Below are 11,932 nucleotides of genomic sequence, written 5' to 3'. Positions count from 1 at the left end.
GTAGCTCAATAAGGAGGTGATTAGGTATGCATAATCGACTCATTGCAATCATTGGCGCAGGGGTGATGGGATGCGCCACAGCACTGGATGTCGCGAGGGCTGGTTATCGTGTGATTTTGCAGGATATTTCGGCGTCGGTCATCGAACATGCCCCTGATGTTATACGTCGTGAATATCGTTCAGCTTGCTTTCTGAAGCAAGGGTACGGTCAGGTGCCCCTGGATCAAATCATGGAACGAATCTCGTTCCAGACACAAGATGAAGGTGTGGAAGAGGCAAGTATCATTATTGAAAATGTAACCGAGAACCTGGAGTTGAAAAAGGAAGTTTACGCACGACTATCCCACAAGGTTCGTCCGGATGCTTTATTTGCGCTAAATACAAGCTGTATTTCCGTGACAAAGCTCGCTTCATTTTTGCCTGACCCAGGTCGAGTCATTGGAGTGCATCTGATGAATCCGGTTCCCGTTAAATCCATGGTGGAGGTGATCAAAGGACATCATACAACACAGGGTACGGAACATGAGATGGTAGCGTTTTTGGAAACTCTTGATAAAAGTCCAGTTGTCATAGAGGATCTGCCCGGGTTTGTTTCTAATCGCCTCTCGCACTTGTTAATGAATGAAGCGGCGTACATTGTACAGGATGGAATCGCTACACCCGAGCAGGTGGACGCCATTATGAAGAAGGGCTTCAATTATCAGATGGGGCCGCTGGAGACGGCGGATCTGATTGGTCTGGATACGGTCGTGCATTCATTGAAAGTATTGTACGACAGCTATCAGGACCCCAAATTCCGATGCTGTCCGATGTTGCAGAAAATGGTTGATGCAGGACAGTGGGGGCGGAAGACGGGTCAAGGATTCTATGCCTACTAAGATGAAGGGTGGCATGACCAAGGAAAAGCTCAAGGATATCAAATGTATCGTTTGGGATCTGGACCACACCATATGGGATGGGGGTTTGCTTGAATCTTCAGATGTGCAACTGAAGCCGGGCTTAAAGGAGGTGATTGAAAAACTGGACCAGCGAGGTATTTTGCATCCTGTTGCCAGTAAAAATGATGCAGAGCTGGCTTGGGCGAAACTGAACGAACTGGGCATCGCCGAATATTTTCTGTATCCCGAGATCCATTGGGATGCGAAGTCCGTCTCTGTTCAGCGGATTCAGCAGAACATTAATATCGGTATGGATGCCATTTGTCCAGGGGAGCAGGGAGTGTACTGCTAACGTATATCATGCGTGAAGCTCAGAAGCAGGGCAAACAGATGCTTGCGGACTTCAGGGATACCGGAAGGAACCGGATGATGAATATCAGCTACCGCTTTGCCGGTTTCAAGCAGCAATCTGCAGATCAGGAAGGAAGAGTACTGTTTTATCATGATTTGCAACAGGCTGTAGAGTTTCCAGATTACATTGAGGTTTTGGTGCCCGAGGGGCAACATCAATAACAAGGGGGAAGGGCAGTGGATTATCGTCAGGAAATTCGGGAGTTTATCGGGAACAACCTCACCATGGATCATGAAGACACTCAAATTAATGATAATGACAATTATTTTGAGCAGCGGTTCGTCAATTCGCTCTTTGCGATGCGTTTGGTGGACTTTGTAGAGCGTAGATTCCAGATTGAGATAGCAAATGAAGATCTGGATTTGGCTAATTTCTGCACGATTAACCGTTTGCATGATCTTATTGAGAGAAAGTTGACTGAGAAGGAGGCGGCACTATGATTACAGCTAATCAGGCATCCATTCGTACAGTCACAAGTCCGGCAACCAGCCCGTCCAACAAATATATGTATTTGTTTTTGGGAATTTCCTTTGGCACATGTTATGGAATCGCAAGTTTGTTCTTGTTCTTTGCGGATTTTATTGTACCCATAACAGGTGAGTTAACCTTGATGCATCCACTTGCGATCGTTGCTCTGTATTCACCTTCCATTGCCGGATTAATTACATGTTATGTGATGGGCGGAACGGAAGCATTAAAAGGAATGTTTATGAAGCTGGTTCCGCGCAGACAGGACCTGTTCTGGATACCGCTCATTATTGGCATTTCCATCATCTTTGCATCAACAATGCACTTTGGTTCCTTGTTATTCGGCATACCGGTCCCTGAGTTGACATATAGTGTACCTGAAATGATCTGGTTGGGGATTGTGAATCTGATCAAGGAGACGGGGCTGATTGGTGGGCTGTTTGGCTGGATCGGATTTTTGCTTCCATTCTTGCAAGGGAAGTTAAAAAATAATATAACAAGTGGTCTGATTACCGGCCTGTTGTTCGGATTATGGGTGCTTCCGGGATACTTGATTTCCTCTTTTGGCACCTCAACCACTTACATATACTATGTTGTTCAGCTTATGGCATTTATCGTGTTCCAAAGTTATATCTTCAATGCAACCAAAGGTACACTTCTGTTTTATCTGCTTGCATTCTGGCTTGTAGCCACAGGAAGTCAAATTGATTTGTACTACTTTAATCCGCAAGTTCAAATTATGCAATTCTTCTTTTTTGCAATATCGGCTATTGTCATACATGTCATCTTCAAGCGTAAAAATGTGGATACTTCACTTCAGACATTCCCTGCATATGTTCTGGAAAGAAAGTAAGCCTGGTTATGGTGGTGGATAAGTGATGGAACCGATCTACTTGGAGCAGCTACAAAAGGGGGAGGGAAACAGACAGATGGTCTGTTTTCCTTATCTCGGTGGCAACTCCAACAGTTTTCAGCCCCTAGTGCCGTACCTTCCTGACACGGAAATTTGGGCGTTTACGTCCCCGGGTCATGGTCTGAACACCGAAACACCCCTGGAGCATATGCAGCAACTCGTAGAACTGTATACCAGCAAGCTGCTGGATGTTATACAGCCTGGCAGTCTGTTATTTGGACATAGTCTGGGAGGGATTACAGCCTACTTCGTTGCGCAGCGCTTATATCAGGAACGTCCAGATGTAGCTAAAACGCTGCGGCTTGTGTTATCAGCCTGCAACACGCCTGACGAATGCGGGATGCAGAATTATGATCGGATGTCAGACGAAAATCTGATTGATCATCTGTTTTCCTATGAAGCTCTCCCGCAAGAACTGATACATGAAAAAGAATTATTGAATTATTTTCTGCCCGTCATCCGGGCGGATTTCAGGATGCTGGAATCTGCAGCAACGCTTGAATATGAGCCGCTCTCATTGCCGGTGTTGTATCTGTGGGGAGAACGGGATCGTACCGTTACCCTTCAATCCGCGTTGAGATGGGGCCGATATTTTGGCACATCCATGAAGCTTCAAACCATCAAAGAGGGTGCTCACATGTTCATGATGCATCAACCTTCAACGGTGGCGCATTGTCTGACAAGCTTTATGACTCCAGATAAATAGGAACAACTTGTAGATGAGAGGAGCCATGTTCGTTTATGCTGCTACGAATGCTGAGAAACGATATAACGAGAAAAAAAGGGATTACGGCTGCGTTATTTATTTTTGTACTGCTGGCCGCCTTGCTGGTATCTTCGGGGTCACGAATGATTATGGAACTGACAAGTTCCATCCAATATCTGTTCTCTGAATCCAAAACACCACACTTTGTACAAATGCATGCCGGAGAAATCGATCAGGCCAAAGTAAACACATGGGCTGAAGAAAATGCCATGGTCCAGCAACATCAGATTGTGGAAATGGTCAACATTGACGGCTCTAATCTGTTTCTCGGAGCAGAGTCCGAAAAGAACAGCGTTATGGACATTGACTTTGTTACACAGAATCAGGGTTTCGACTATTTGTTGAATCTGGACAGTGAGATTATTCAGGTGAACGATGGCGAGATCGCGGTTCCGGTATATTACATGCAGCAAAAAAAATTGAGCGTGGGCGACCAGGTTCGGATCGATAATGGTCAATTTGAGCGTTCTTACACCATCGTTGATTTTGTCCGTGATGCTCAGATGAATCCATCGGTTGTGCACTCCAAACGTTTTATTGTGAGTGATGGGAATTTACAGGAATTGAAGCAGGGCATCGGAGAGATGGAGTATCTCATCGAATTCCGGTTGACCGATCCCGGACTGACGAGTGAATTTACCCAGGCTTACCAAAATGCCGGACTTCCCAACGCGGGTCCAGTCGTAACCTATGGGCTGTTCCAGGTATTGAATGCGATGACCGACGGAGTTATTGCAGCCGTTATTATTTTGGTCAGTCTTGTGCTGATTCTGATTGCGATGCTCTGCATCCGATTCACAATGCTTGCGACCATCGAAGAGGATTATCGTGAGATTAGTGTCATGAAAGCGATAGGTATCGCAGAGAAGGATATTAAGAGACTGTATCTGATGAAGTATGTATTTATGGCCGGATTTGCATCCGTGCTTGGTTACATTGCATCACTTGGCGTTAACAGACTATTTGTTTCCAACATCATGTTGTACATGGGAAAAGCACCTGCAACCCTGTTGCATTTCGCGATTCCGTTATTAGCCGCTGGAATAATATTTGCCATGGTTGTTCTGTTCTGTCGAACGGTACTGCGGCGTTTTCGTTCCATCTCCGCGGTGGATGCTCTCCGTACCGGGAGCCTGGGAGAAACACAGATCATTCGAAACCGGCTTAGTTTGTCCCGCAACCGCTGGTCTTCCGTACCTGTCTTTCTTGGTCTGAAGGAAGTGATACAGCGAATCAAGATGTTCCGATTATTGTTGTTCGTCTTTGTAGTCAGTTCATTTATTATGATTGTGCCGGTCAACTTCCTGAACACTTTGCAGGCGCCAAGTTTTATCTCTTATATGGGTGTTGGACAAAGTGATATTCGCATTGACTTGAGGCACACAGACGATGTGGAGCAGCGTTACGATAATCTGGTTGCCCAGATCCAAAATGATAAAGACATCAAAACGTATTCCCCATTGGTAACAAGCCAGTTCAAGATTAAAAATGCGGAAGGAAGTTACGACAATCTGAGTGTGGAAACTGGGGATTTCAGTATTTTCCCATTGTCTTATGTTAGCGGTAATGCGCCAACAACCGAGAATGAAATTGCGTTATCTGATGCAAACAGTAGCGAGCTGCGCCTGAAGACTGGTGAGCAACTTACTTTGCTGGTTAATGGCAAGGACCAGATGATGACGGTCAGCGGAATATACCAGGATGTTACAAATGGTGGGAAAACGGCGAAGGCCTTATTGCCCTACAACAAGGATAGTGTGTTGTGGTACGTGGTTAGTCTGGATCTGAATAATCGTGGGGACATGGCTACCAAAATTGCTGAATATGAGACGGCTTTCTCGCCAGCCAAAGTAACCGATCTTCAAGGTTATTTGGATCAAACGTTAGGCGGAACCATCCAACAATTGAAATTGGTGACGATGCTGGCCTTGGTCATCGGTGTCTTCATATCTATTTTAATTACAGCACTGTTCCTTCAGATGTTAGTAGCCAAGGACAACAACGACATTGCTGTACTGAGAAGCCTTGGGTTTGCCTTGTCTAAAATCAAGTTCAAGTATGTCGTAATGTCACTTCTCATATTAATCTTAGGGGTTGTTACTGGAACGATATTGTCCAATACGTTGGGTCCATTGCTGGTTAGTGCCATTATGTCGACGTTCGGTGCTTCCAATATTGTTTTTGTTGTTAACCCGTTACAGGCATATATTTTGTGTCCATTGTTACTTGCGGGCACGATTGTACTGACAGCATGGATTAGCATCCAATCAATCAAGGAAACAAGCATATCCAAAATGATTGTCGAATAGGGAGGATCAACGATGACAACTATACTTGAGGCTAAAGACGTGAATAAATCCGTAGCGATCGGCGAGAATGAAGAACATAACATCTTGAAAGATATCAACCTTCAATTAAAAAAGGGAGAATTTGTATCCATCATGGGGCCATCTGGCTCAGGCAAGTCTACCTTACTGTACAACATAAGTGGCATGGATCAGATTAGTGCTGGAAGTGTCTATTTTAATGGCAAAAAAATATCGGCGTTTGAGGAGAGGGATCTGGCAAGTCTACGTTTGACCAAGATGGGATTCATCTTTCAAAATATTCATCTGCTCAAGAATCTGAATCTGTTAGACAATATTGTACTTTCCGCGTATCTGGCCAAGAATAGCAGCAGAGAAACGATTAATACACGGGCGATGTCATTAATGAAAAAAATGGGGATTGATGAGCTTGCTGGGCATAACATCACCCAAGCCTCAGGCGGACAGCTTCAACGGATTGCCATCTGCCGTGCGCTGATCAATAATCCAGATATTTTATTCGGCGATGAACCAACGGGGGCGCTGAATTCCAAATCAACGTATGAGATCATGGATATTCTGGGCGATATCAATGCAACGGGTACAACCATTCTGCTGGTGACCCATGATGTGAAAGTCGCTGCCAGATCGGAACGTGTACTGTTTATGATGGACGGTAAGCTGGTTGCAGACAGAAATATTGGGAAATATGCAAGAGAGCGTCAGGATCTAAAAACAAGGGAAAGCCATTTGGCGCAATGGTTGACTGAAATGGGGTTCTAAAAAAAGAACCTCATGACTACAATAGACCGACAGTCGGTCGAACGTATCGGAGGCCAGGATATGAGACTGATAAAAAACCCGGAAGAACGCAGGAATGAGATTTTGGATGCCGCCGAGATTCTGTTTGTGACAAAAGGATATACCAAAGCTACGGTTATGGATATCCTTCAGGCGTGCAACATTGCCAAGGGTACATTTTATTATTATTTTCAGTCCAAGGAAGAGGTTATGAACGCCATCGTCATGCGTTTTATTCTGAGCGGGGAGGCATCGGCCAGGCACGTGGTGTCCGATCCCAAACTAAACGCCCATGACAAAATTTTTCGCATCATGATGGCGCAGAATCAGCCTGACGGCAGAAAACATGATCTCATCGAGCAATTGCACAGTGTTCATAATGTGGAGATGCACCAAAAGAGTCTTGTAGAGACGGTAATTCGATTAAGTCCCATCTTGGCCGAGGTGGTAGAGCAGGGCATTCAGGAGGGGGTATTTCATACGCCTAACCCAAAGGAATCCATCGAATTCCTGCTCGTATCTTCACAATTTTTGCTGGATCGAGGCATCTTTCAATGGGAGGAGGAAGAACTCCAAAAAAAGGTTGAAGCATTCACACATATTATGGAACGTGTGCTGGGAGCAGAACAAGGAAGCTTCGCCTACGTCACTCGTCTTTATTTTCCGAATCAAGCTTAGCCGAGAAAGGAGTATCATCCATGGAACATACCGTTCAAAAATCATTTAAAAAGTTTCTGGTAGTATGGTTCGGTCAGCTCATCTCCATGATTGGAATTGGACTTACAGCCTTCTCCCTGGGGGTGTATGCCTTCGAAAAAACGAATACGGCAACAAGTGTTGCATTGATCACCTTATTCACGTTTCTGCCGAATATCCTGCTTCGACCTATTGGAGGGGTACTGGCAGACCGATTCGACCGTCGAACGATGATGATTATCGGCGATCTGGGGTCGGCAGCCGGTTTGATTTTCATTCTGTCCATTATGCTCACAGGTGATATCCAATTATGGCATATCTATGTGGGAGTGGCCTTTAGTTCGGTGTTTTCCGCGTTGCAGAGCCCGGCATATAAGGCTTCTGCTACGGACCTGCTGGATAAGGATCAATTCTCAAAAGGAAGCGGTCTTGTACAACTGGCTGAATCCTCGAAGTTCCTGTTTTCACCCATCATTGCGGGTATTCTGCTTAGTATAACAACCATTGAAGTCATTCTGGTCATTAATATTCTGACATTCCTGGTTGCCATTCTGGCTGTGCTGGTTATTCGGAAGAGCATGAAGGTGGAGCGAGAGGATCGAGAAGGAAAAAACTGGATCACCGATATTCAAGAGGGCTGGAGGGAAGTTGTAACCAACAAGGGAGTATTGTTGCTGGTGGTGATTATTTCTCTTGTCACCTTTTATCTGGGATTCCTGGAGACACTCATTGGTCCGATGCTTCTGTCATTCACGGATGCAAAGACACTTGGAACATTTCAGTCTGTTAGCGCCATCGGCATGCTGATTAGCAGCTTATGCATCGGCATATTTACAATTACAAAGAGATACGCAAGTGTGCTTGTGATGGGTCTAATTTTGTGCGGTTTGTCCTTCTCGCTTCTGGGGATATCCACCAACATTTATTTTATAATCTTCGCAGGTTTCCTGTTCCTGTCATCACTGCCGTTTGTCAATATGAGCGCAGATGTGCTGGTGCGAAACAATATCGCCAACGATAAGCAGGGCAGGGTATGGGGAATCATTGGTATTCTGTCACAACTCGGGTTTATTATTGCGTACAGTTTGGCTGGATTTCTGGCCGACCATGTATTTAATCCGTTGCTGATGGAGGGGGGAGCACTGGCTTCGTCTGTTGGTCAAATTATTGGAACTGGGCCAGGCAGAGGTATTGCCTTTCTGTTTATCATCGCGGGTCTGTTTGTTATTCTGATCGCAATAATCACATCCCGCTTGAAAATGATCAAATCTCTGGAGCAGAGCCCAGATATAGCGGCCCCATCCGATGTTGGCGGGTTGGCGCACGATTAATTCGAATCCAACAGCGTAAGCCCTTGTCCGCAGCAGCGTGCAATACTTCTTGTGTACGAAGAAGTTATTCACACGATGAGCAGACAAGGGCTTTTTGGGCTGAGGAGTCGGCAGATGTACTTAGACAAGATACGTTTGTGAATTTGGATTGTCGGTGGAGCTTACCCTTTAACTGCTCCTGAAGTTAGTCCTCCCACAATATACTTTTGCCCTATGAGGAACACAATCAACACAGGCAATGATGTGAGCACGATATCGGCACTAACCAGATTCCACTGGGCACTGAATTGTCCAAAGAAGTTATATACAGCCAGCGTCATCGGCCACATCTCCACTGTATTCAGCATATAGAGTGGGGCAGTAAACTCATTCCAGACACTCAGGAAATTAAGAACAAATACCGTTACCAGCACCGAGGTTAACAAAGGTACAATGATTCTCAGGAACAGCTTGATCCCATTACATCCGTCCATGATCGCGGCTTCATCCAGCTCCTTCGGAATGTTAGACACAAACGCATACGTAATGAACAGCGAGATTGGAATCCCCATGGCCGTGTAGAGCAGAATCATGCCGACATGTGAATTGATCATACCCATGGACTTCATGACTTCCATCAGCGGAATGTAGTTAAGCGGTAGGGTGATACCAAGAATCAGGAAGAAGTACAGGAACTTGCTGAGCCTCGAATGGTTGCGTGATAACGTGAAGGCTGAGAAGGCCACAACAAATACCAGTAGCAGAGAAGAAGCCCCGGAATGCAGCAGACTGTTGAAAAAAGAACCGCCCAAGTGTCCCTGTTCATAGACGATTTTGTAATTTTCAAAAATAAACTTCTCGGGCAACGTCAGTTTAAGCACTTTGGCCTCGGCGTCCGACTTGAATGAATTCAATACAATGACGACAAAAGGAATCAGAACCACCATGCTGAGCAGCCAGGCGAGTACATTTAACCCGATCGAAGCCAGTCTTTTTCTCAATTTCATGTCAGTATTCCACCTTTCGGTTCATCAAACGAATGATGAAAAAGGAGATGATCGCCATGATGACAAACAGAATGGTAGATAGCGCACTTCCGAGTCCCCAATATCCTTTGGCAAAAGAGGAATAGACGGCCGTGTTAATGACATCTGTTGCGTTACCAGGGCCACCGTTGGTTAGCACGTATACGGCATCGAATACTCTCAGCCCATACGTAATATTGAGTACCGTGGCGATGGTGATCGTTGGCATCAGCATCGGAATGGTGATTCGGAACAGCTTCTGCCCAAACCCGGCACCGTCAATGGACGCTGCCTCGTAATAATCGCGGGGGATGGCGAGCAGTCCGGCGATGAACAGCACCATGATATACCCCATGCCTTTCCACGTATCCACTGCCATAATGGATGGCATGGCCCAGGTCAGGGAGCCCAGCCAGTTCTGGGCGAGAACGTCCAGTCCCATGGAACGTAGGGTTACGTTAACGAACCCGTTGTTGGGGTCGAGCAGACTTTTGAACACAAGTCCAACAATCAGGAACGACAGCACCTGCGGGGAGAAGATGATCATCCGATGCAGATTGGCGGCCTTTACACCGCTGACCAGCAGCAGGGCCAGAAACAAGCCGAGAACCGTCTTGGCGATGGATGTCACGAGGGTGAAGAGGACTGTGTTTTTGATAAAAAGAAGATAAGTCGGATCACCCGCGAGAATGGTACGGAAATGCTCCAGACCGATAAAGTTCTTCACCGAACTATAACTGTTCCAGTCGGTGAAGGAATAATAGATGCCCAGCAGGGCGGGAGCAACGATGAACAGCAGATATAATACAATCGCTCCGGATGAGAAATACCAGGGATAGATTTTGTTTGCATTCATAACCGGTAACACCTTTCCTTCCTGCCAAAATACACAAACGGGCAAATGCCCGCTGCATGTAACGCTGTTGTGCGTTTGTGTTTATCTGAAATATGCGTGGTTACTGCCACTTCTCATCTTTCAGCACTTTGGCTTGTTCAGCACGGCGTTTATCAATATTTTGCAGAATCTGATCCGGTGTCATTGCGCCGGCGAACATGCCTGACAAGTCTTTGCCAATATCCATCCATTGTGGATCAATGTATTTCACAGCGGCCTGCATGACCGTACCTTTTTCATGATTTTTCTCATAATCAATATAATCCTGTGTCAGTTTTGGTTCGATTTCCGGCCAGCAGATCGTCAGATTGCCTTCACCTTCATCGAACACACGTTGCAGATGATCATGCTCGGTAATCCAGCGGAAGAATTTCAGCACTTCTTCGGGATGTTTACTGTTTTTGTTACCAAACATCGCAGCTGAACCGCCCGGATTCACACCAATCGTCTGATTATCTCCCCACGGCATGACGAAGAACCCCATATTGTCTTTCATTGTCGGATACGCTTCGGAGACTTCCTTTTCCGTCCCTGGAACCCGCAGTAACATCGCTGCCTTCTCCTGACCAAACGCTTCAATTCCCGCTTCTACCGTATTGGACAAGAAGTCTTTGCCGAAATAACCGAGATCCGCAAATTCCTTCAATTGTTCAATGACCGTCTTGAGTTGCGTCATATCTGCGACTTTCATCTCATTATTGTTCAGCTTCTCGTAGGTTCCTGCTGTTGTTTGCTCATAGTTAGGTCCCGTTTCGAACAAAGGCAGAACCTGATACCACCCGCTGGCAGGTGCCTGATAGAATGGGATAATGTCTTTATCCTTAATTTTCTGGCTGATTACCTTGAATTCGGCATAGGATGTAGGAGGCTCTATACCGAGCTCTTGAAAGATACGTTTGTTATAGTACACATACCAGATTTTTGTTGGCGCAAAAGAAACCCCGTAGACCTTGTCATTGTGACTGACGGTTGGCAAAATCTCTTCAGACATCCGACCTGTGAATTCCTCATTGGTCAGGTCAATGGCATTTTCCTCTGGTCTTACGTTAGCCGGCATGCTCAATGGGTCCACATCGACATTGAAAATGTCAGGTGCTTCACCAGAGGCCAGCTTCACCTTGATCAGGTCACGCCACTGTGCGTCAGGTACCACCTGAAAGTCGATTTTGACACCCGTCTCCTGCTCATATTCCTTGGCCATCGTCTGCATGATGCCTGTACGTGGAATACCGGATTGGCTTGTTCCAAACGTGAGTGTCACTTTACCCGAACCTTCCGTACTTTTCCCTGAGTTGCACCCGGCAAGCAGCAGGGTGGAGAGCAGGAGCACACTTGCAAGCGAAAATAGAAATCGTTTTCTCATCATTGAACCTCCCGGAATATAAAGAAAATTGTCACTTGCCGAAACGCTTAATGTAAGCGTATTCTTATGTGGATAACTTTACTGTGAACAGCGGATGTG

Annotated in this window: 13 protein-coding genes; 10 read left to right on the top strand and 3 right to left on the bottom strand. The window is 45.9% G+C overall.

Features of this window, described 5'->3' with window-relative positions; all coding sequences use genetic code 11:
- Window positions 1-26: 26 nt before the first annotated feature.
- From MKZ13_RS22030 to MKZ13_RS21985, 10 genes are read left to right on the top strand one after another with little or no spacing between them, the layout of a single operon-like run.
- Complete coding sequence (locus MKZ13_RS22030) at window positions 27-878, top strand: 3-hydroxyacyl-CoA dehydrogenase family protein (RefSeq protein WP_100526999.1); 852 nt, start codon at window positions 27-29, stop codon at window positions 876-878.
- Window positions 868-1,230 (top strand): hypothetical protein, encoded by a 363-nt coding sequence (locus tag MKZ13_RS22025; RefSeq protein WP_339178156.1) that lies wholly within the window; start codon window positions 868-870, stop codon window positions 1,228-1,230. Before MKZ13_RS22030 ends, MKZ13_RS22025 begins: the two co-directional genes overlap by 11 nt.
- A gap of 8 nt (window positions 1,231-1,238) precedes the next feature.
- Window positions 1,239-1,451, top strand: a complete 213-nt coding sequence (locus MKZ13_RS22020) for a hypothetical protein (RefSeq protein ID WP_339178153.1) — start codon at window positions 1,239-1,241, stop codon at window positions 1,449-1,451.
- 15 nt (window positions 1,452-1,466) lie between these two features.
- Window positions 1,467-1,730, top strand: a complete 264-nt coding sequence (locus tag MKZ13_RS22015; RefSeq protein WP_017687156.1) for an acyl carrier protein — start codon at window positions 1,467-1,469, stop codon at window positions 1,728-1,730.
- Entirely contained in the window at window positions 1,727-2,611 is an 885-nt protein-coding gene (locus tag MKZ13_RS22010) for a hypothetical protein (protein ID WP_339178151.1), read from the top strand. The genes MKZ13_RS22015 and MKZ13_RS22010 overlap by 4 nt, the downstream gene beginning before the upstream one ends.
- A gap of 25 nt (window positions 2,612-2,636) precedes the next feature.
- Window positions 2,637-3,377 (top strand): alpha/beta fold hydrolase, encoded by a 741-nt coding sequence (locus tag MKZ13_RS22005; protein WP_339178150.1) that lies wholly within the window; start codon window positions 2,637-2,639, stop codon window positions 3,375-3,377.
- A gap of 35 nt (window positions 3,378-3,412) precedes the next feature.
- Window positions 3,413-5,746 carry an FtsX-like permease family protein gene (locus tag MKZ13_RS22000; RefSeq protein ID WP_339178149.1) on the top strand — a complete coding sequence of 778 codons (2,334 nt, stop codon included), beginning with the start codon at window positions 3,413-3,415 and terminating at the stop codon, window positions 5,744-5,746.
- Window positions 5,747-5,758: 12 nt separating this feature from the next.
- On the top strand, window positions 5,759-6,526 hold the full coding sequence (locus tag MKZ13_RS21995; protein WP_047843824.1) for an ABC transporter ATP-binding protein: 768 nt from the start codon (window positions 5,759-5,761) through the stop codon (window positions 6,524-6,526).
- Between the two features lie 60 nt (window positions 6,527-6,586).
- Window positions 6,587-7,222: a TetR/AcrR family transcriptional regulator gene (locus MKZ13_RS21990; protein WP_339178147.1), complete on the top strand. Its 636-nt coding sequence runs from the start codon at window positions 6,587-6,589 to the stop codon at window positions 7,220-7,222.
- 20 nt (window positions 7,223-7,242) lie between these two features.
- On the top strand, window positions 7,243-8,571 hold the full coding sequence (locus tag MKZ13_RS21985) for an MFS transporter (RefSeq protein WP_036615192.1): 1,329 nt from the start codon (window positions 7,243-7,245) through the stop codon (window positions 8,569-8,571).
- A gap of 161 nt (window positions 8,572-8,732) precedes the next feature.
- Here the strand turns inward: MKZ13_RS21985 and MKZ13_RS21980 are convergent, their stop codons facing one another.
- The 3 genes from MKZ13_RS21980 to MKZ13_RS21970 form a co-directional block, all read right to left on the bottom strand.
- The gene (locus tag MKZ13_RS21980; RefSeq protein WP_339178144.1) at window positions 8,733-9,557 is read right to left on the bottom strand and encodes a carbohydrate ABC transporter permease; all 825 of its coding nucleotides are present in this window, start codon (window positions 9,555-9,557) and stop codon (window positions 8,733-8,735) included.
- 1 nt (window position 9,558) lies between these two features.
- On the bottom strand, window positions 9,559-10,431 hold the full coding sequence (locus MKZ13_RS21975) for a sugar ABC transporter permease (RefSeq protein WP_339178143.1): 873 nt from the start codon (window positions 10,429-10,431) through the stop codon (window positions 9,559-9,561).
- 100 nt (window positions 10,432-10,531) lie between these two features.
- Window positions 10,532-11,833 (bottom strand): ABC transporter substrate-binding protein, encoded by a 1,302-nt coding sequence (locus MKZ13_RS21970; protein WP_339178141.1) that lies wholly within the window; start codon window positions 11,831-11,833, stop codon window positions 10,532-10,534.
- Between the last annotated feature and the right edge of the window lie 99 nt (window positions 11,834-11,932).

This window comes from Paenibacillus sp. FSL R5-0701 (genome assembly GCF_037973995.1).
Lineage (GTDB): Bacteria > Bacillota > Bacilli > Paenibacillales > Paenibacillaceae > Paenibacillus.
This window is presented reverse-complemented; position numbering and strand designations above follow the sequence as displayed.